The organism is Flavobacterium resistens (assembly GCF_900182645.1).
Classification (GTDB): domain Bacteria; phylum Bacteroidota; class Bacteroidia; order Flavobacteriales; family Flavobacteriaceae; genus Flavobacterium; species Flavobacterium resistens.
In genome coordinates this window covers 188,654-211,285 of the sequence record NZ_FXTA01000006.1, presented here as the reverse complement: position 1 = coordinate 211,285, position 22,632 = coordinate 188,654, and the positions used below count along the sequence as shown (strand labels likewise).

Genomic DNA, 22,632 nt, shown 5'->3' with positions numbered 1-22,632 from the left:
TTTATTAAAATGCTACATTAAGACCCATCAGGATTGTTGGCTGAACCGGATAATTCCATCCACCAAAACCTGATCCTAAAACTCCGCCTCCTACTTCAGGATCAACTCCTGTATAATTTGTCCAAGTCCATAAATTTTGACCTGATAACGAAAGTCTTAGTTTATCCAATCCGAATTTATTGTAGAAAGAATAACCAACCTGAAGATTTTTCATACGTACATAAGATCCGTCTTCAACATATAAAGAAGAGAATTTTGTAAAGTTTTCGTTGTTATCATCTTTTGACAAACGAGGAACATAATTTGAAGTTCCTTCTCCATGCCAAGCCATTTGATCTAATCCGTTAACTTTATTTGTCAAACTTGCACCATTATATAAATCTGAAATATTTTGGTTGATCAAATCATTTCCAATACTTGAATAGAAATTAGCCACTAAATCAAAATTTTTGTAAGCAAAAGTCAAATTAAGACCCACGTTATAATCAGCCCAAGGAGAACCAATTTTTGTTCTGTCTTTATCGTCTAATTTTCCGTCACCGTTAATATCTTTAAAACGAACGTCTCCAACTTGTGCGTAAGGCTGTAATTTTGTTCCGTGCTCATCAGTATGAGAGTTTAATTCTGTTTGATTTTGGAACAAACCATCAGCAACATATCCGTAAAAATAACCAGGCTCATTACCTTCAACAGTCAAAGTTCTGTTGCTTGAACCGTATAATTTTTCTCCGTCAGCAGATAAATTTATCATCTTCACATTTACAGTTGTAAAAGTTACATCAACACCGTATGAGAAATCTCCTTTTTTGTCTTTATAAGAAACTAATAAATCGACACCATTTGATTTCATTGAACCAACATTTGTCCACATTGTAGAATATCCAGGGAAACCGCTATATGTTGGAAATTGTTTTAAGAACAACATATCGTTTGTTTTCTTTTGGTAATATTCTAAAGATCCAGAAAGCTTATTTTTCCATAATCCGAAATCAAGTCCGAAAGAAACATCTTCAACAGTTTCCCATTTAATGTCTTTATTTGCCATTGTAGAAGGATAAGAAGTATCCGCGATATCACTTCCGATTGGGTAAAAACCTGTTCCGATATTAGATTGATAAACTGCACTTGGTAAGTTTTGATTTCCTACTTTACCCCAACCTGCTCTAAATCTTAAATCACTTAAAACATCTTTTGTCGATTCCATAAAATCTTCATTCAAAATTCTCCAAGAAACCGATGCAGATGGGAAATTTGCCCATTTGTTGTTTTCCATGAATTTTGAAGAACCGTCACGTCTGAAAGTACCTGTCAAATAATATTTTCCGTCATAATTATAAGAAAAACGAGAAATATAAGACATCAAAGAATTTGATGTTCTATTACCGCTGCTATTACGATTTTTAGTAGCTGCATCTAATTCTCTCATAGAATCAGAGTTGTTTGGAACTCCTTCTCCATATCCCCAAAGTTTGCTTTGGTTGTATTCTTCCATTGTATTACCAATCATTAAAGAGGCATTGTGTTTTTCTGCAAATGTTCTAGTATAGGTAGCAGTATTTTGCCAAGACCAGTTAACATCTGTAGTGTTCCATTTTTCAACGCTGTTGATTTCTGCTTTTTCGTGTGCAGCGTCAATTACGAAGTCTGGACTGAATTTATTTCTTACGATATCTCCCACTTCAATCGATGCTTGTGAACGAATCACTAAACCTTTGATTGGCGTGTATTGCAAATAACCATTTGTGTTCAAGTTGTATTGATCTGTAAAATCATCATAACGTTTTACAGCTGCAACCGGATTCCAGATATAAGAAGGAGAACGTGCATAAATACTGTATTCGTTTTCAGTTCCGTTTAATTGATCTGCTGGTTTGTAAATTGGTGTGATTGGATCAATTTTGTCAAAATCTGCCCAGTTTCCTGGAGAACCATACGTTTCGTAACGCGGGTTTAATGTAATTCCAGCAGAGAATTTATCAGAGAATTTAAAATCATTTGCAATTCTCATTGTGATTCTTTCCCAACCTCCTACTTCGTACATCGATTCAGAGTTGTAGTAGTTTAAGCTGATTGCGAAAGTATGTTTTTCAGAACCTCCTGTAACTCCAAGAGAAGCATTCACAACTGGACTTGCCTTTCTAATTCCTGCATTCCACCAATCTGTAGTTTTTCCTTGGTATTGAGAAGGATTTGGTAAATAATCTGAATAACCAGAATTATTATAAGCCGTGTTCATAATTGTTGCATAGCTTTGTGCATCAGCCATATGATACGGATTATTCATAAACTGCATTCCTGAACTTGTATCAAAATTGAATCTTGTTTTTCCAACTTTTCCTTTTTTAGTTGTAATCAAGATAACTCCGTTTGATGCACGTGAACCGTAAATTGCACTTGCAGAAGCATCTTTCAAAACTTCCATCGATTCAATTTCGTTGTTGCTCAAGAAGTTGATGCTTGTTCCCATCGGGATTCCGTCAACAACATAAAGCGGATCTGTGCTCAAGTTTACTGTAGAAATACCACGAATCAATACTCTTGGTTGTGCACCTGGACCTCCAGCGCCTACAACTTGTACTCCAGAAACTTTTCCCTGAAGCGATTCTGTTACGTTTCCTACTGTCATAGTTTGCAATTCTTTTCCTTTTACAGAAGAAATAGAACTCGTTACATCGCTCTTTTTTACCGCAGCATAACCTACAACTACAATTTCATCTAATGCCTGACTTGATTCTTCTAAAACAATATCAAAATTAGTTTTATCACCAACTGGAACTATTTTATTGGCAAAACCAACAAAAGACAATTCAATTTGCGCATTTTTATTCGGGACCTCGATTGCGAACTTTCCATCAAAATCTGTTGACGTGTTAGTTGAAGCTCCTTTTACAACGATATTAACACCCGGAATTGGTACTGCACCTTTATCCTTAACAGTACCTGTTATTTTTATTTGTCCAAATGATACAGCAGTACACATTAGGGCAATAAAAAATCCTATATATTTAAATTTCATATTAAGCTGTTTTATTTATTAAATGTTATAACAAAGTCATAACTATTTTTTTGTGATAAATACTCTTTCTAACTCAGTATCAAGAACTACTTTGTAAACTCCCGCAGCAGCTGGATATTTAGCATTTCCGTTCTCACCTGGCGACATTGTACAGATTCCGTTTTTGATTAATCTCCAAGAAGGATCCCACCATTGGCCTGTAAAAGTGGCTTCCATAGTTCCGGTTAAAGTGTATTCACCAACTAATTGATAAGGATTTGCCGAATTATTGCTTAAGTGCAATCCAGTCATAACCCATGCATTCCAAGTATCCCAGTTTGCATCTTTGATTCCGCCACCGCAAACACTTACGAAAGGTTTTCTTAGTGCCGCATCATCATGCCATAATCCATTCGCAATATCAGCCCATACTTTGCTTGTTGGCGTGTATTTCTCAACTGTATATTTTAAAGTATTCGGATTCACTTTAATTTTGTAATATCCTTTTGTTGGCAAAATAATTGGTGCCGAAGCAACATCATCTGCTAATTCTCCTGCAGTATTTAAACCAAAACAATGTGGGGCAAAATCTGATTCCTGACCTAAGAAATAAACTTCTTTGTTGTCTTTATCTGCGTAATATTTGAATTCAAAATCCTGTCCGCTTTTCTCGTGGAAATACATCGGAACTCCAACTGCATCAGTAGTCAGGTTGGTGCCTTTTGGCTGATCACATAAATAGATTGCCGGATACTCATTTGTAGCCACAATATTTACATTCAAAGATCCAGTGTTTGGAATAGCAAATTTGTCTTTTGCAGTAATTGTCAAAACATAATCTGCAGCTGTTACTGGTAATGTATAGGTTTTATTGAATGTATAAGATTGAGGTGAACCCGTTAATTGAACAGTTTCATCAATTCCTAAAGCGGCACATTTAATTTGAACATAATCAATACCTGAATCGTCGTTTACCACAAAATTTACTGGCATTTGATTGCTAGTTGATAATAAAATTACAGCTCCTTCTTTTGGAGAAACCATAGTAATAGATGGTGCAGCAAATTCTCCGTCTAAACGAAGGTTGATTTCCTCATTTACAATATTTCCAGAAACATCTGTAATAGTCAATTTTATTTTGAAAGCTTCAGAAGTTCCTCTGTTTGCCGGAACTTCAAAAAAGTAGCTTAGATCGTATGTTTTCAACAAAGGATCTGTTGCAAACGAAATCACTTTATCAAGTGATAATTCCGGAATTTGGATTTCTACACTTTTTAATCCTAAATCATCAGCAAGCGCTGCTTTGATTTCGAATTTTCTATTTGGTGCGCCATAAATCTCTTTTGTAGCTATCACTACCGTAGGATCATCAGATGGAGCAAAATCTGAATCGTTACTTTGACATCCTGTAAACAAAACGGCAAAAAGGGCAAGAAAAAATAAAAATTTATTCTTTTTCATTTCTTTAATTTTAAGGTTAGGTTAGTTTGTTCTTTTTAAGCGTAAAGTGATTGTTTAAATAAATGAGTCGGACTCATTTTTGAAGATCTAGATTGTCTTTTCCTTTTTGGAGACGGAAACAGACAATGAAAAATCGGTGGTTTGGTTTTTGTCATGTTAGTAAAGTTTGATTAATATTCCTTTTTTTTTCTTTTTCTAAAACAGTAAAGCTTTATTTTTTTTGACCCGCGATTTTGTCGCGGGCCAGATAAGTAATACGTAAAACCAACTCTTACAATCTTATTTTAAAGAAGGCTCAATTCTTTAAACTGATTAAAAACTTATCAAAAAAATAACACTTAATAATTCTACAGTAATACAACTTAATCGATTACTACAGATGCAAAGAAATGTTTAAATCACACTTCTAAGGAGGGGTAAAATGGAAAAAAAAGGAGGTCAAATTTGTAATTAACTATTATAAATGATTAAAATTTACAGACTATTAAAAAATAATCCTATATTTTTAAAGAATCTGTAATTATTAAAATATTCCTTGCTTTAAGACTAAAACGTTTGAAATTTTTCAAAAAAATACACTCTCATTTGCAAAATGCAATTAAGTCTTTAAGAAAATGTAAAGTCTGAAAATGATTTTTAACTGATAATATTCAAATCAGAGTTGAAAGAGCTCTTATATTTTTTAATATAATCTGAAGGCGTCATTCCAAAAAGTTTTACAAACTGTTGTCTAAAATATTTAGGATCTTCAAAACCAACTTCGGCACTTGCCTGCGCAATATTCATATCTTCGGTCAGCATTAACATTGCTGCTCTGCGAATCCGGAGTGATCGTATAAAAGCATTTAAAGTCTGACCCGAAATAATCTTGATTTTAGTATAAAGCGTTCTGTGGCTCATTCCCATTTCTTGGGCAAAAGTCTTTATGGTAAAATCTTTTTTATGAATATTGGCTTCAACAATATCAATACATTTTTTTAGGATAAATTGATATTCAGCTGGAACTTTCTGTGTATTTTCTTTTAATGTAATACTGTCCAGAAAATAAGTACGAAGATTGCTTCTGTTTTTTAATAACGATTCTACACGCGCAACGAGAATATCATCATCAAAAGGTTTCATGATATAATCATCGGCACCGTCATTAATTCCTTGTAAATGCGTTTCTGGATTTTTTGAAGCTGTCAATAAAATAACCGGAATATGAGACAAATCATTACTTTCCTTAATCTTTCGGCAAAGCTCAAGACCGTCCATTTGCTCCATTGTAATATCGCTGATAACCAAATCAGGCATATGTTTTTTGGTCAGTTTCAAGCCTTCTTCTCCATTTTCGGCACTGTAAACCATATAATTTTCAGAAAACAATTTGATTAGATAATTTCGGATATCATCATTATCGTCAATAATTAAAATGGTGCGTTTTTCAGTCAGCATTACGGTTTGAAAATCAGTTTCTGAAATCTGATTATTAACCAAATTATTTTCTTCAGTATCATCAATATTCAGTTCGTCAAAAAGCTGACTTCTTTGCTGCACATCATTTGTAATAACCGCATTTTCAAAATGACTGCTTCCTTTTAAGAATGTCAACTTAAAAATACTTCCTTTTCCAATTTCACTACTGCAACTTACTTTTCCTTTGTGTTTGTCTACAAAATATTTCACGATAAAAAGCCCGATTCCAAAACCGGTACTTATAGAAACTTTCGAATTAATTTGTCTGAATTTCTCGAATATAACGTCAATATCAGCTTTATCGATTCCTTCTCCGCTGTCTGAAATTTCCATTTCAACATCCGAATTAGTTTCGGTTAATTTTAGATTAATTTCGCCGCCAATTGGAGTATATTTAAAAGCATTCGACATTAAGTTAAAAAGCGAAATTTCGATTTTTTCATAATCGCCAATAATCTCAATTTCATTTTCAGGAATGTCAAAATTGTAATTAATGTTTTTGTCTTTGGCCTGATTTACAAAACATTGATACACTTCATTGCAAAGTTTATTGACATTTATAGGCGATAATCTAAGTGAATCCGCATCATTTTCGGCTTTTCTGAAAAGCAAAAGTTGGTCGACCAAACTCAAAAGACGTCTCGCATTTCTATGCGCAATTGCCAAATCACTGCCCGAAGATCCGTTTTCGACACGTTCTTTCTGAACTGCTTTTTTCAGCGGATTTATAATCAGCGAAAGCGGCGTTCTGAATTCATGCGAGATATAGGTAAACATTGACGATTGTTTCTCGGCAATTTCTTTTTCTTTCTTGCTTTCTAATTCGGCGATTTTGACTTTATATTTTAGTGCTTCTTTATTTTTTTCGTAATCCAAATAAACAAAAAGTGCCCCCGCAATTCCGAGCAAATACAAAGTATACGCCCACCAGGTTCTGTACCAAGGCGGTAAAACTTCAATTGAAATAAGGCTGACTTCTTTGTTCCAGCCACCTTTTGCGTTTGTCGTTTTTACTTTAAACGTATATTTTCCCTCCGGCAGCCTCGAATAATTTGCTTTTCGGGCCTGACCCACATAATTCCATTGTTCGTCCCAGCCTTCAAGGAAATAGGCATAATTTATTTTATCTGCATTGTTGTAATCAATTGCTACAAATTCTAATGACAAAGCCGTTTGATCATAATCTAAACTTACTTCTTTCATTTTGGTCGAATCGTCATTTGTAACTTCGACTTTACTTTCTTCTATAGATTGATTATTCACATAAAAATCACTCAGCAATAAATTATTCTTCTGATTGAATCCTTTGATTGCCTCAGGAAAAAAGATATTGAAGCCGTTTATTCCGCCAAAAAGAAACTCTCCAGTCGATAATTCAATTCCGGCATTAAAACTAAACTGATTACTCTGCAAACCATCATTTACAGAGAAATTGCGAAACGTTTGTCTCTTTTTATCAAATCTACAAACTCCATTATAAGTACTCATCCAAAGATTTCCTTCCTTATCTTCGAGCAGTCTTAAAATCGTATTTGACGGCAAACCATCATCTGTTGTCAGTCTTTTAAACGTATTTTTCTTTCGGTCAAATAATAAAAGTCCGCCTTCCTGAGTTCCCAGCCAGAGATTTTTGTCATTGTCTTCGTGAATACAGCGAATTGGGTTTCCAATCGAAACTTTATTGATTTTTCTTGTATTTTTTTCGATCGAAAATAAATTGGTATAATTTCCGCCCCAAAGTTTTCCATCGCTGGTTTCCGTCAAGCATTGCAAGTTCGTAACCGATTTGTCAAAAAGCACAAAACTGTTTTTTGTTCTGTCGAAAAAATACAGCGAACCTTCATTTGTCGCACTCGCCCAAATATTCGATTTTGAATCTTTGTAAACAAACCAAATATTCTTTTCGATTTGTTTCGTAAAAGGATTAAAACAATAATATTGCGTAACCGAATTGTTCTTCGGATTAATTTTATTGACACCGCCCGCCCAGGTCGAAAGCCAAATTTCGTTATTATTATCCCTAACAATTCCAGTAATAAACGGACTTGAAAGTTTATTTCCGTAATTGATATACGAGTTATTTTTTCTGTTCCAATATTTTAATCCAGCGCCATCAGTTCCTACCCAAAGATTCTTTTTTTCATCTTCACAGAAAGACAAAATGAAGTTTTCAGCAGGATCTTTGGCATTGTATCGAATGTTTTTAAAATACTTTGGCGAATTGCTCAGCATACTGATACCACCGCGCAAAGAACCAAACCAAATGTTTCCGTCTTTATCTTCATACAAACTCCAAACCGAATTGCTTTTTGCCAACTGATTATCGTTTACATTATTAAACAGAATCGCTTTTTTATTTGTTCCGATGACTTTGTAAATGCCACAACCGTCTGTCGTAATCCAAAGCTCTTTTTTCTTGTCGATCAAAAGATCAGTTACACTGCATTTATTTGGAAAATAATTGTCTGAAATAATTCCTGTTTTTGTGTTGAAGAGAAAAAGTCCTTCATCTGTTCCCAACCAAAGATTTCCGTCAGAAGCTAATTTCATTGCCTTAACTTCTTTTGAAAGCGAGAAAACGGCTTTTAAGGTTTTAGACGAATAACTGTAACTGCAAATTCCAACATTGCGCACGTAAACCCACGAATGTTTATTCTTTTTATCTTCCTGAATCGCAATCGCATCATAATTATTGATGCTGATTTTATTGCCCAAAACAGTAAGCGGAATTTGTTTCCCGACAAATGATCCATTTTCAAAACTAACCAAACCTAAACTCTGCGAAGCAATCAAAAACAGATTCTCAGAAACGGAGCGCATCTGATGGATAATACCATTTAAGATTTTCTTTTTATTCGATGAAAGATATTCAGCCGGCTGAAATGTGGTCGTTACTTTATTGTAAATGCTGATTCCGTTTGCGCCTCCAACCCAAATGTTTTTTCGAGAATCGCCTTCGATATTGTAAATGGCATTAAAGGAAAGTGATTTTTTATCGTTGATTCGGTTTCTAAAAACTTTAAAGTTGTAACCATCGTAACGATTTAGTCCGTCGTAAGTTCCAAACCAAAGATAACCGTCGCTGTCCTGAAAAATAGTCATCACGGAATTGTTCGACAAACCGTCAGAAATATCAAGAAATTTCACCGGATTATCCTGTGCAAAACTCAGCGAAGTGAAACCAAACAGCAGTATAAAATGCAGAACAAAATACTTCAAAATAGTATGCTTTTTTGTGAATTTGTGTAGAAAGCACAATTATAAGCTTATTTATAGGTATTTTGCAAAAATCAATTCATAAAATTTTGATTTTATGTCTGATGTGTAAGAGTAAATCTTACGTTTTTAGTTTTAATAAAGGTTTGCTTATAAAATGTTTTTACATCATTTGTTAATCCCATTTTATAAAGTAATCTGACCTCAATCGTTAGCGCAGATTTTTAGTTTTAAAGAGCTGTGCGAAGTCTCCTGACCTCGTACTAGTTGCTATATTCTGATCCTAAATTACTTTTTTTGATTCTTCTTGCAGATTATTGGAGTGGGTACGAAGTCGGGAGACTTCCTACAGCAATAGCTGGGCACAAATTGCAAATCTGCGCTAACGATCAGTCTCACTAGGCAAATAAGTCTATAAGATGCGTTTTAATTTATTACTATAAGTTATAACATATCTTTTGTTTTTATTATAATCTTTACGAACATACACAAATTTATATTTATTTATAAGGGACTTTTTAATTTCAAAAGAAATGTGATTGTCTAAATCCTCTATTTTAGTACTACATGTATTTTCAATTCTAAACAACTTAGCGAGAGGTTGTATTTTATTTGTCTTCATTAATCCTTTATAAATTAAGCTATCGTAATTATTTACAATTAAATTCTCACTTTCAAATCCCGTAGTAAAAATTAACACCGAATATTTAGTTTCTGTTGCCTTTAAATCTTTTAAAAGTATTTCCTGTGGAGCTAAATTTATATCTTTTGAATTATCAAATTCTATTATGGGAGTGTTGCACATCGAAAAAAGGACAATCAACATAGCATATAATATTCGTTTCATAATGATTAATTTAATTACCCAACTTCGTATCCATTGCTATATTCTGTCCGTAATTACTTTTTTTTGATTCTTCTTGCGGATTATTGGAGTGCTTACGAAATCGAGAGACTTCGCACAGTAATAGAAATGTCTTTACATACAACGATTTTCATTTAACCATTTTTTCCATAATTTCATATCTCTTATATAATCTTCATCATTTAAGTATCCAACGGGTTCCGTATAATCTGCTAGAGTCATAATACCTGTTGTATTTGACAAATAAATAATAGCTTTTCTATATTCTACAACTCTCAATTCTTTTTTATTATGTGCAGTTTGAACTATTTTTATATTTTTTTCAAACTCAGCCACTAATTTATTATTAGTGCTTGCACAATTTTTTGATTTACAAGAATAAAAGATAATAGCTAGAAATAATACTATATTTTTCATTTTTTAAATGTTGCTTTTTCTATTATATTATTCGTTTCAAACAAATATAAATTAAAAATCAAGACTTCAAAAATCAAAAAAATACTTCCATTTTAAAATAAAAAGTTAAAATTATTGCAAATTTAGACCGTTCGGTCTAAATTTGCAATGTCAAAAATGAATATCATGAGCAAAGCAGAAAGAACCAGACAATTTATCATAGAAGCATCGGCGCCAATTATCAATAAAAAAGGGATGGCGGGAACTTCAATCACTGATATTATGGAAGCTACAAAACTTGCAAAAGGCGGTATTTATGGCAACTTTGAAAGCAAGGAAGAAATTTGCATTGAATCATTTATTTATTTGAGAGCGCAATTGGCAAACAAATTAGATACCGCAGTTTCAAAAGGAAAAACGGCGCAGGAAAAACTTTTCAATTTATTGGATGTATACGGAAATGACGAAACAATGGTTGACGGTTGTCCAATTTTAAACTTCGGAGTTGATGCAGATGATACGAATCCAACGGTGAAAGAATATGTAAAAAAAGCAATTCAGTCAGCTCAAAAAAGATTTTACACCATAATTGAAGATGGAATAAATAATAATGAATTACAGGCAGAAATTAATCCGCAACAGTTTAGCATTAAAACTTTTGCCATGATTGAAGGTGCCATTTTATGCGAAAAAATAAGTGGTGATCATACGCAAATGCTAATCGTTTTAGAAAGCATAAAGGATGAATTTAAAAGATATGTTCGATAACATATTTTTTTTACTATTTTTTAGACCGTTCGGTCTAATTTAAATTAAATAAGTTTCAATTGAAACACAACAAAAACAATTAAAAAATAACAAAATGAGAATTTTACAAGAAAATCACAAGGGATTTAGTACTATACTAGCCTTGGCATTGATTCCGCTATCTGGCTTTGCTACAGATATTTATTTACCTTCTTTGCCGGCAATGGCAAATGATTTACATGTTTCGGCTTCGGCAGTACAGCTTTCGCTGGTTTTATTTATGTTTAGTGTTGGTATAAGTCAATTTTTTATAGGAAGTATTTTGGATAGTTTCGGGCGATATAAAATCAGTTTGGCCTCACTTGCTTTATTTTCAATTACGAGTTTTGTAATCGCATTAGTTCCGAATATCTACGTTATATATGCTATGCGAATTATTCAGGGCATTACAATCGCACTTATCGTAGTAGGAAAACGCGCTTACTTTGTTGACTTATTTACAGGCGAAAAACTGAAAAGCTACATCAGTATGTTTTCCATCATTTGGGCCTGTGCTCCTATTATGGCACCGTTTTTAGGCGGTTATCTGCAAAACAGTTTTGGATGGAGATCTAACTTTTATTTTCTTGGCGGATTATCCTTGGTTTTTCTGATTTTGGAACTTATTTACAGTGGAGAATCATTAAAACATTATCATCCATTTAAATTAAAATTGATTGCTCAGACTTACAAAGGAATGCTTCAAACGGCTGATTTTACTTTAGGTTTGGTTATTATCGGAATTTCGTTTGGAATGGTTGTCGTTTACAGTTTATCTAGTCCGTTTATTATTGAACGTGTTTTGGGTTATTCTGCAATTACGACAGGATACAGTTCTTTGCTTTCTGGTTTTTCATTAATGACGGGCGGTATTATTGCAAAATCGATGATTAAAAAACCTTTGGCACAAAAAGTAAGTATTGCATTTGCCGTTCAGATTACTTTAGTTTTACTGATGATTTTTACCTCTTCTTTCGGAAGCAGCCTTTATACTTTAATTGGTTTTATCATCGGAATTCATATTGCTGGCGGCTTTATTTTCAATATAATTTATGGATATTGTTTAAGCCGTTTCTCCAAAAATGCCGGAATCGCAAGCGGACTTACAGGTGGTGTTATGTATATGATCAGTTCAATATTCAGCTACGGGTTTGCTAATTTATTTAAAGTAAAAACGCAATTATTATTAGGCGTTGCCGATTTTGCACTCCTTGTAATTGTAACTATTATTTTTATAACTTTCAATAAATACAGAGCAAAAAGCTTAGTCGAAGCAAAAGTCATTTCTTAAGGAAATGGCTTTTTGTTTTTTAGATTGATAGCACAAAGTCTGAAGCATTTGCCAAAGCTGGAACTTGAGTAAGTAAATTAATTTTATAATCAAATTACCAGATACTAATGCAATTTAATTTCCATTCTTTATTTTTTATAATAATCAAAAAAGTTTCAAAACATGAAATCAAACCAATAAAATAGAATAAACTTTTAAAACCATGAGTACTGTTTAATATAATTTCAGTCAGATACATATAAAATATAAAAATCCAAAACTTACTCAAATATGAACTCGTCACACTGATTTTTTTATATTTAAAATAATTCAAAAATAAAACAAGCGTTTTAAGGCACAAAAGAATTATAAAAGCATCAATAAAACTGAAAAGACTAATCTTAGCATGCAAAAAAATTACAAACATCATTATCGGCCAATAAAAATAATTAGAAATAGCTTCAGCAGTATTTTCATTTTTTCTGTAGTTTAAAATTAAACCAATGATTAACAAAAACTCAATTATTAAGTCATAATTATCAAAATAATTAAACTTAAATAAAACGACACTTGCTGTCAATATTAGAAAAAAACGAATAATTAGTTTTGTCATATCATTTTTTAAACAAACGCACATAAATCTATTCAAATATAAATTATATTAGTTTTAAATAAATTTCACAAAACAAAAAACTGCGCAAAGTCAAAAAGACACCTGCGCAGTTTATATTTTAAACCACTTTCAAAGTAATAAAATCCTACCCCAATAAAAAAACAATCAAACCTCTCGCACCATGTGCCCCTAAAACCAAAGACTGTTCAATATCAGCCGTTTTTGAAGGTCCGGCGATGAAAGTTCCGAAACCATATTCCTGATTTCCTATTTTTTCATACGCCTGATGCATTGTTGGATATATATTTTCTTTGTTTACTATAATGGCCAAATATTGCGCTATAAAAGGCGAAACACGTTGTCCTAAAATATCATCCGTTACCCAAAGTGCACTGTTTTCAGCAACACCAAAATGTGCTTTCATAACTGTTAATTCAACGTTTTTAAGCGAATGCGGATCGTCATTTGTCCAGTCTAAAGATGCAATTTCTGAAAGCTCAGGAAGTGTTGTCACAATGCGTTTTTCGATATTATAATGCTCTTTGATATACGAAATCACTTCATCATAATTAGAAACTTCAACAGCATTTCCGCCAATGTTTTTTAGCACCGTTTTATAGGTTTCTAAAACATCAAATTGTTCAGAACCTAAAACTTTTAAGTCTGGCAAAGCGGTTACAGAATCGGGTTGATTCTGTTTTATTTTATTTAATATATCGGCTTTACTGCTCATTGTTTTTCTCTTTTGCTTCTCTTGAATTTTTCTTGTACCAATCTCTAAATGATTCTTCCGGAACTGCAGGCATTTCGCGCTGATCGTACCATTTGTTCATTTTATTGTTGACTAAACCTGGAGCATTTTTCATTACAAATCGGCCTGATTTTCCTGCGATATTAAAAACCGTAGGATTCGCCAATACCGTTGCCATTGTTTTCATTGCAATCGTTTTTGAAGTTGGCGTATGCCCTTCTTTCACCAAAACCTGACGCCATTTATAAAGCTGATCATGAATATCAATTTTTACCGGACAAACATTGGTACAAGAACCGCAAAGTGTACTAGCAAAAGGCAAATCAGCATTTTTACTCATGTCAAGATTAGGTGCCAAAATAGAACCAATTGGCCCTGCAACTGCATTGTGATAACTATGTCCACCACTTCGTCTGTAAACCGGACATGTATTCATACAAGCACCGCAACGAATACATTTCAACGAATTTCTAAAATCTTCTCTTCCCAATTGCGTGCTTCGACCGTTATCAACAATTACAATATGAATTTCTTTCCCGTCTCTTGGCTTTTTAAAATGACTTGAAAAAGTGGTAATCGGTTGTCCTGTGGCACTTCTTGCTAATAATCTCAAGAAAACGCCTAAATGTTCTCTTTTCGGAATCAATTTTTCAAATCCCATGCAGGCAATGTGAACATCGGCTAAATGCGCGCCCATATCAGCATTTCCTTCATTTGTACAAACCACAATTTCTCCCGTTTCTGCTATCGCGAAATTAACTCCGGTTAAAGCTGCTTTTCGGGTTAAAAACGTATCACGAAGCTGTTGTCGCGCCGATTCGGTTAAATATTGAGGATCAAAATTTCCTTTTTCTGTACCTAAATGTTCATGAAAAGTTTCGCTTACATCTTCTTTTTTAAGGTGAATTGCAGGCAAAACAATATGACTTGGCGGTTCTTTACGAAGCTGCACAATGTATTCTCCTAAATCAGAATCGATAACTTCGACGCCATTTTCGGCTAAATATTCATTTAAATGGCATTCTTCTGTAAGCATTGATTTTGATTTCACCATTTGCTTTACATCGTGTTTTACCAAAATAGAATGCACAATTTCGTTATGTTCCTTTGCATCGGCTGCCCAATGTACTTTTATTCCGTTTTTCTGTGCATTTGCTTCAAATTCAATTAAATAATCGTGAATATTAGAAAGGACATTATTCTTAATTTTAGAAGCTGTTTCACGCAGTAATTCCCAATCCGGAATCTGATGCGCCGATTTATCACGTTTTTCACGCACAAACCAAAGCGTTTCGTCATGCCAGTCCACTCGTTTAACATCTTTATTAAAACGTGCGGCGGCTTCACTATGTTCTATTGTTTTTTTTGAAGACATCTTTTAAAAAGTTTATTATAACGAGATTGGTTTAACTATTTAATTTTTACTGACAAAATTCACTACATTTTCGTGAATTGCTTTCTCTCCCTGAACATTATCAGCACTCACATTCGTCAGGAAAATATTTTCAACCGGAAGTTCTTTCTGAGCTTGAATTCTCGAAATAAACTTCACATTTGTCGCTTTTATATTTTCTAAATGTACATTTTTTATTGGCGTAAGGCGTCGTTCAATTGTTGGAACCAAATCACGCCATTGGTACAAAACATCAGTTTCTATACCGAGAATTCCTGCATCAATTTTACCCGATGTAATGTTGGTCATATAAATATTGTTTACAAAACCACCTCTTCTTTCATTTGTTTTAATGTACAAAAGATGATTTAGTTTTGCGCCGTCAACAACGGTACAGTTATCAATAAAAACATTTTCTATTCCGCCCGAAAGTTCACTTCCAATAGCCACTAATTGATGACCATTTTTGACTGTACAATTGCGCATTACGATATTTTTTGAAGGCGTATTTAGATTCCAAGCATCGATACCACATCCCGATTTAATTGCAATCGCATCATCTCCTTGGTCAAAAACACAATTTTCGATCAATACATTTTGAGACATTTCCGGATCAACACCATCATTATTATGTCCATGCGCATACACCTGAAGGTTTCTGATTACGACATCTTTTGATAAAAACGGATGAATTGTCCAAAATGGACTATTCGTTATCTTAACGCCATCCATTAAAACATTTTGGCAACGATTGAACTGAATAAAATGCGGACGCAAATTTGCCGTATCATTTACCATTTGTCTTTCTTCCACAGGTTTTTTATAAGAAGCCAAATAGTATAATCTTTTCAAGCTTTCCATATGCGCTTTTGGGCGTGCGAACCATTTTGTCCAGACGTCCATTTTAGCTTTTAATTCACCTTCGCCTGTAATGGCAATATTTTTACATTGATACGCATAAATCAATGGTGAATAATTATAGCATTCATAACCTTCCCAAGTAGAACGAACTGCAGGCAAATAATCTTTTGGATCTTCAGAAAAAAGTAAAACTGCACCTTTATTCAAATGCAGATTTACATTGCTTTTAAAATGAATTTTCTTTGTCAGCCATTCGCCTTCCGGAATTACGACAATTCCTCCACCAGCTTTATTAGCTTTTGAAATCGCTTTTGAAATTGCCTCTGATGTTTTTTCTTTATCTCCTTTTACTGCGCCAAAATCAATAATCGAAAATTCCTTGCATTTGCTGAAATCGGGAATTTTGATCGCTGGCATTTCAAAAGGTGCTTTTACCACAACTTCTGTTTGCTTCACAGTAGATGGATCTTTTTTAAATGATAAAAAGAGGATGGAAAGAAATAGAATGGAACAAAGTGCAATTTTTTTCATGGTAATATTTTTTAAAAAATGGCTCGCAGATTTTACGGATTAAACAGATTGACACCGATTTTAATAAATTCTAAACCAGCGAAAACCAGTTTAATCCGTAAAATCCGTGACCATTTTTCTACGCCATTGTATTTAATATTTCGGCAATATGAATGGTTTTTACTCGGCTGTTTTGTCTTTTCAGAATTCCTTCTAAATGCATTAAGCACGACATATCACCTCCCGTAATATAATCTACATTATGATTTTCATGATCTTTGATTCGGTCTTGCCCCATTTTTACAGAAACCGCTTCTTCGCTTACACAAAAAGTTCCGCCAAAACCACAACATTCATCTTTTCTAGATAAAGAAACCAAATCCAAACCTTTTATATTATGAAGCAATTGTTCTGGTTTTGAGAAAAATGGTGCGTTTAATTCGGTCATTTGCGAAAGCTTTAAACCACGCTGACCGTGACAACTTTGATGCATTCCAACTTTATATGGAAAATTTCCATCTATGTGATCTATTTTCAGAATGTCAGTAATAAACTCTGTCAATTCAAAAACTTTTTTACGCATTTCTGAAGCTACAACTTCTAATTTTTCATCATGTAAATGATCTTTTACGTGCAAAACACAACTTCCAGAAGGACAAACAATGTAATCAAATCCGGCAAAATTCGCGATAAAATTTGCATTACAGCCTTTTGTTAAATGTTCGTAACCGCTGTTTGCCATTGGCTGTCCGCAGCAAGTTTGTCCCATCGGAAAATGAACATCACAGCCTAATTTCTGCAAAAGTTCATAGGTCGCTATTCCAACTTTTGGGTAAAACTGATCAACATAACACGGTATAAAAAGTCCGATTTTCATTTGTTATTATTTTGTTTTTAGCCCGCAGATTTGGCAGATTAAACAGATTTTTTTCTGCACAATCTGCCAAATCTGCGAGAAACAAAAATCTTTATTAAGTCTTTAATCTGTGGCTATAAATTCTAATGCTTATAAAACTTTAAATCAATTAAATCGTTTTGAATTGGTTTTGGATTCCAGTTTTCATGGATTGCCAGCGCTGCGCCTAATGCACTTGCCTGTGCCATCGATGCTGCATAAACTTCAATATCGGGATAAGCTTCTGCCAGCAGATTCATAAAAATGGAATTCTTGCTGAAACCTCCGTCTACAAAAATTTTCTTTACAGGACTATTGTGTATCACTAAGTTAGTCGAAAAAACTTGTTGTTCAACAAGATCCAGCATCAATTGATGATAAGCTGTTTCATAATCCTTAAATAAGGAAAGATCTCTTGTTTGAAAAGGACATTCTTTCAGAATATCAAAATCGTATTTCTTTGGATAAATAATCTGGAAATTAAGCGATCGTAAAGTCGCCACAATCTTTTTATTAAAATAAACATCTTTAAAACTGTCAAACGGAACATCAAAATGAGCAGCTAATCTTTTAGCCTGCACTTCATGTTCGTTGCCCGAAAATAATCGCGCTGCTTTTACCGGTTTTTCAGTGTATTGCATGTAACACAAACAATCTTGTTGCAATTCCTCAAAAGTCAACGGTTTATTATTGAAAGGATTCAGCGAAATACTCCAGGTTCCTGTCGATAATAAAACAAAAGGCTCCGTAAAATTAATTGTATAAGGAATAATTGCCGATGAACTGTCATGAAGTCCAACTCCAATTGCCAGATCACCTTCTTTTTTCAAAACATCTTTTCCGTAATGCAACGGCGGAATTTTATCTGAAATGCCTTCGTTTTGAAGCCATTTGTGGTATTTCATCTTTTTAAAATTCCAAAGATTCGTATGACAGCCAATACTTGTAATATCGGCGAAAGCCTCATTTGTCAAAAGAAAACTTAAATATTGCGGTAAATGAAGGCAATATTTTACTTTTTCAAACAACTCTGGTTTTTCTTCTTTAAATCTGTAAATCTGCATTCCAGAATTCAGGCTTCCTAAAACCGGAGAAGCCGTTTTGACTGCAAATTTCTCTTCACCTTTATACTTGCTGTAAAATCCTTTTTTTAATTCCTCTGGATAATCTTTCAGATAATTATACAGAGGAGTTAAAACTTTTCCGTTTTCATCAATATACACAAAACTAGCGCCGTATGTACTAAAATTGATTGCTTTTAAAACATAGTTGGTGAGCTCTTTTATTTCTGATAATCGGTCAAGTATCCAGTTTTTCAGAACATCAATATCTTCACAAGCAAAACCATCTTCATCTGTGGTTTCATCAAGATTTACTGATTTTTCCCAAACAATTTTATAATTTTCATCAAATAAAAAAACCTTTTTGTTTGTTTTACCAATATCAAAAATTGCAACTACATTCATTTTTTTTAATTGTAAATTGTTAATTATCAATTGTTAATTTTGGATTCATAATTTATAATTAACAATTAATAATTTATAATTATAGTCCTGTTGCCATTGTTTTTAATCCTCTTTCACCAATTAAATTGCTTCTAACAGCAAGAGAACGATATAATTCAACTGGATTTAAAGCTGCTCCAGAACGCAAACGAGCCTCAGCAACTAATGCGCGAACATCTGTGCGGAAAGCATTTTGAAGGATTTCTTGTGCTTTAACTACATCATTTTCTTCCTGAGCTTGCTCTAAAGCTTTTCGGTCAACTGAAAGTGCTTGTGCATACGCAATCATAATCGCTTCAACCGATTGTAATAAATCTTCTAAAGGATCTTTGATATTGTGAGAAGCGTCAATCATCCAGCCTAAATCTTTGGCGTGGTTCATTCCTCTTGCATCCATTCCTTCTACTAGTTCATTGAAAATCAAAAACAACTGATATGGCTTTAAAGCTCCAGCAGTTAAATCGTCATCTCCGTATTTTGAATCGTTGAAGTGGAAACCTCCTAATTTATTATCCATAAGCAAAATAGAAACAATTTGCTCAATATTTGCATTTGGTAAATGGTGTCCTAAATCAACAAGTGTTTTTGCTTTGTCACCTAATTTTTGAACGTATGAATACGACTGTCCCCAATCTGCAACAGTTGTTGAGTAAAAATTTGGTTCAGCACATTTGTATTCTAAAAATAATTTCCAGTTTGAAGGCAATGCATCATAGATTTCCTCTAAACTTTCTAATGTATTTTGGTATGCTTTGCGGAAGTTTAATTGTCCAGGAAAATTAGATCCGTCAGCTAACCAAACTGTTAATGAATCAGATCCTAATTCAATTCCGTGCTTAATAACTTCGATATTGTGAGCAATTGCTTGTTTACGAACTGCTTTATTTACGTTTTGAAGCGAACCATATCTGTATGTATGCTCAGCATTAGCTTGATCCTGAAATGTGTTCGAGTTCATGGCATCAAACTTTAATCCGTGCTGCGCTGCAAGTGTTTTGATTGCTTTATAATCTGTTGGGATATCCCACGGAATATGAAGCGAAATCGCGCCAGAAGCATTGTTTAATTTATGAAGCAAACCTACATCTTCAATTTTTTCTTCTAATGAACGAGGTTCTCCTCCACCTGCAAAACGTCCAAATCTAGTTCCTCCAGTTCCTAAAGCCCAAGATGGAATTGCGATTTGAAAATCAATTAATTTTTGAATAATCGATTCTGCATTTTCTATTTCTGATGCTGTAAAAGCAAATTTATTTTGATGTTTTTTCAGCAATCCCTCGTTATGAGATGCAATATTGTTTGATTCAATTAACATAGCATTTTATTTTAATAGCGCACAATTTAACACATTATATCGATTGCGCTCTTGGTTAATCTTAATTATTTTTTTGCGTTTTTTTAGTTCTTAAATTTTAAAAAAATCTAACGCTCGAAAATTTCCGAACGTTAGATTACAAAAAACCACCTTTGTTTTAAACTTAAAAAAACTAAACAATCTATCTGTAAAAGCCCATTCCGACACCGCCATCAACGTTTAGAGCGTTTCCTGTAGATTTATCTAATAAACCGCCAACGAAAGCAAAACACGCATTTGCAATATCATCTGGCAATATAATTTCATTTAATAATGTACGTTTTGCATAATAAGCCGGCAATTCTTCAACTGTAATTCCGTATGCTTTTGCACGCCCTTCAGCCCATCCGCCAGACCAGATATTTGAATCTGAAATTACTGCATCTGGATTTACTGTATTTACACGAATTTTATCAGCTCCTAATTCTGCAGCCATCAAACGTGTTAAATGCGCCTGAGCTGCTTTGGCAGAACCGTATCCAGGATTATTTGGTCCCGCTACCACTGCATTTTTAGAAACAATGTTTACAATATCTCCTCCAAAACCTTGTTTGCGCATTACTTCGATTCCGGCTTTAGAAACGATAAATTGTCCTTTTACTAAAATATCGTATAATCTATCCCACTCTTCTAAAGTGTGTTCTGCAATAGATTTAGAAATACTGATTCCGGCATTATTTACCACAATATCCGCACCTCCAAAAGCTAGAGAAGCTTCATCAAATGCTTTTTCTGTACTATCTGGATCAGTAACATTCAATAAAGTACTTGAAACAGCATCTTTACCAAACAATTTCACAAACTCAGCTGTAGCCGATTCTAAGCGCTCTTCATTAATATCATTGATTACCACGCAAGCACCTTCCTGAGCAAATTTCTTCGCGATAGCTTTACCAATTCCGCCAGCAGAACCTGTAATTACAGCAACTCTTCCTGACAATGCTTTTGGTTTTGGCATACGTTGTAATTTAGCTTCTTCCAATAACCAATATTCGATATCAAATGCTTCTTGGTGTGGCAATGACGTATATTCTGAAACTGCTTCAGCGCCTTTCATTACGTTTACGGCATTGATATAATATTCAGATGCCAAGCGTGCCATTGTTTTATCTTTTGCAAAAGTGAACATTCCAACTCCAGGATATAAAATCACAACCGGATTTGGATCACGCATTGCTGGTGAATTTGATTTTTTACATGCATTGTAATAGTCTTTGTACATTGCACGATAGGCTTCAAATGCTGGCGTCAATTTTGCTTTAATTGCATCAACATCAGACAAATCTTCGTTTGGATCTAATTCTAAAACCAGAGGACTGATTTTAGTTCTTAAAAAGTGATCCGGACAAGAAGTTCCAAGCGGAGCTAATTTGGAAAGATCATTAGAATTAATGAATTCCAAAACTCTTGCATCATCTGTATAATGCCCAATCATTTGACGCTCTGATGAACAGAAACCTCTTAAAATTGGAGCTACTTTTGCTGCTTTTAATTTACGATCCGCTTCTGGAAGGCTATCGATTTTTTTACCTCCAAAAACGGGACGTTTTTTTCCGTAATTGCTTTCTAAGTATTCGGCGCATTTTTCGATTACTTCCAGCGTATTAATATAACTTTCGTATGCAGTATCTCCCCAAGTGAATAAACCATGAGAACCTAACATGATACCGCGAAGTTTTTTTCCTTTTTTCTCAGCTTCTTCCAGACAGCTTCTTAATTGAAGTCCAAGGTCAAAACCAGGGCGTTGCCAGCCAACCCAGCCAATTTCGCCATCAAATAATTCTTCTGTAATTTGTTTTCCGTCTTTTGCAGCGGCAATTGCAATTGCTGCATCTGGATGCAAGTGATCGATATGTTTGAAAGGCAAGAAACCATGCAAAGGCGTATCGATTGAAGGTGCTTTTGAAGCTAAATCAAAAATACAGTGATTGAATAATTCTACCATTTCATCTTCAAACTCAATTCCTCTGTATACATTCTCAAGATTGCGCAATCTATCTAAATAAAGGGCTGCACAGCCTGATTTTGTCAATGTTCCGATATCTCCACCAGAGCCTTTAATCCACATTACTTCAGAGTTTTCACCTGTTAATGGATCTTTATCTGTAATTTTTACCGACGTGTTTCCACCTCCGTAGTTTGTCAATCTTAAATCGGCTCCAAGTAAATTAGAGCGATAAATAAAAAGCGCTACTTCATCACCAGCTAGTTCTTTTGCTTTAGCGTCATCCCAAAGATAGCTTACGTGCTTAAAATTCATATTATTTGTATTTATATTCGACATTTGGTTGTTTTGATTTTAG

The 22,632-nt window shown here is 33.9% G+C and carries 14 protein-coding genes; 2 read left to right on the top strand and 12 right to left on the bottom strand.

Translation table 11 applies throughout. The features are described from left to right. Positions 1–4: 4 nt before the first annotated feature. The 5 genes from FN795_RS19900 to FN795_RS19880 all read right to left on the bottom strand — a co-directional run bounded on the left by FN795_RS19900 (position 5) and on the right by FN795_RS19880 (position 10,412). Positions 5–3,016 (bottom strand): SusC/RagA family TonB-linked outer membrane protein, encoded by a 3,012-nt coding sequence (locus FN795_RS19900; protein WP_142452239.1) that lies wholly within the window; start codon positions 3,014–3,016, stop codon positions 5–7. Positions 3,017–3,058: 42 nt separating this feature from the next. Further along, positions 3,059–4,456, bottom strand: a complete 1,398-nt coding sequence (locus FN795_RS19895; RefSeq protein WP_142452238.1) for a hypothetical protein — start codon at positions 4,454–4,456, stop codon at positions 3,059–3,061. A 636-nt stretch (positions 4,457–5,092) separates the two neighbouring features. Continuing rightward, positions 5,093–9,133, bottom strand: a complete 4,041-nt coding sequence (locus FN795_RS19890) for a hybrid sensor histidine kinase/response regulator transcription factor (protein ID WP_142452237.1) — start codon at positions 9,131–9,133, stop codon at positions 5,093–5,095. 409 nt (positions 9,134–9,542) lie between these two features. Then, positions 9,543–9,977 (bottom strand): hypothetical protein, encoded by a 435-nt coding sequence (locus FN795_RS19885; protein WP_142452236.1) that lies wholly within the window; start codon positions 9,975–9,977, stop codon positions 9,543–9,545. 132 nt (positions 9,978–10,109) lie between these two features. After that, complete coding sequence (locus FN795_RS19880; RefSeq protein WP_142452235.1) at positions 10,110–10,412, bottom strand: hypothetical protein; 303 nt, start codon at positions 10,410–10,412, stop codon at positions 10,110–10,112. A gap of 165 nt (positions 10,413–10,577) precedes the next feature. Between FN795_RS19880 and FN795_RS19875 the strand changes: the two genes are divergently transcribed. Together FN795_RS19875 and FN795_RS19870 are read left to right on the top strand one after the other, a co-directional pair. Continuing rightward, complete coding sequence (locus FN795_RS19875; RefSeq protein ID WP_167498102.1) at positions 10,578–11,159, top strand: TetR/AcrR family transcriptional regulator; 582 nt, start codon at positions 10,578–10,580, stop codon at positions 11,157–11,159. A 94-nt stretch (positions 11,160–11,253) separates the two neighbouring features. Continuing rightward, positions 11,254–12,468: an MFS transporter gene (locus FN795_RS19870; RefSeq protein WP_142452233.1), complete on the top strand. Its 1,215-nt coding sequence runs from the start codon at positions 11,254–11,256 to the stop codon at positions 12,466–12,468. 737 nt (positions 12,469–13,205) lie between these two features. Here FN795_RS19870 and FN795_RS19865 read toward each other — a convergent pair. The 7 genes from FN795_RS19865 to FN795_RS19835 form a co-directional block, all read right to left on the bottom strand. Beyond that, entirely contained in the window at positions 13,206–13,793 is a 588-nt protein-coding gene (locus FN795_RS19865) for a LutC/YkgG family protein (protein ID WP_142452232.1), read from the bottom strand. Beyond that, positions 13,783–15,186: a lactate utilization protein B gene (locus tag FN795_RS19860; protein ID WP_142452231.1), complete on the bottom strand. Its 1,404-nt coding sequence runs from the start codon at positions 15,184–15,186 to the stop codon at positions 13,783–13,785. Before FN795_RS19860 ends, FN795_RS19865 begins: the two co-directional genes overlap by 11 nt. A gap of 39 nt (positions 15,187–15,225) precedes the next feature. After that, on the bottom strand, positions 15,226–16,596 hold the full coding sequence (locus tag FN795_RS19855; protein ID WP_142452230.1) for a glycoside hydrolase family 28 protein: 1,371 nt from the start codon (positions 16,594–16,596) through the stop codon (positions 15,226–15,228). 118 nt (positions 16,597–16,714) lie between these two features. Continuing rightward, positions 16,715–17,452 carry a (Fe-S)-binding protein gene (locus FN795_RS19850; RefSeq protein WP_142452229.1) on the bottom strand — a complete coding sequence of 246 codons (738 nt, stop codon included), beginning with the start codon at positions 17,450–17,452 and terminating at the stop codon, positions 16,715–16,717. Between the two features lie 122 nt (positions 17,453–17,574). Then, positions 17,575–18,936 (bottom strand): FGGY-family carbohydrate kinase, encoded by a 1,362-nt coding sequence (locus FN795_RS19845; protein ID WP_142452228.1) that lies wholly within the window; start codon positions 18,934–18,936, stop codon positions 17,575–17,577. A gap of 79 nt (positions 18,937–19,015) precedes the next feature. Then, complete coding sequence (locus FN795_RS19840) at positions 19,016–20,290, bottom strand: TIM barrel protein (protein ID WP_132988847.1); 1,275 nt, start codon at positions 20,288–20,290, stop codon at positions 19,016–19,018. Between the two features lie 181 nt (positions 20,291–20,471). Continuing rightward, positions 20,472–22,613 (bottom strand): bifunctional aldolase/short-chain dehydrogenase, encoded by a 2,142-nt coding sequence (locus tag FN795_RS19835; RefSeq protein ID WP_142452227.1) that lies wholly within the window; start codon positions 22,611–22,613, stop codon positions 20,472–20,474. Positions 22,614–22,632 lie beyond the last annotated feature (19 nt).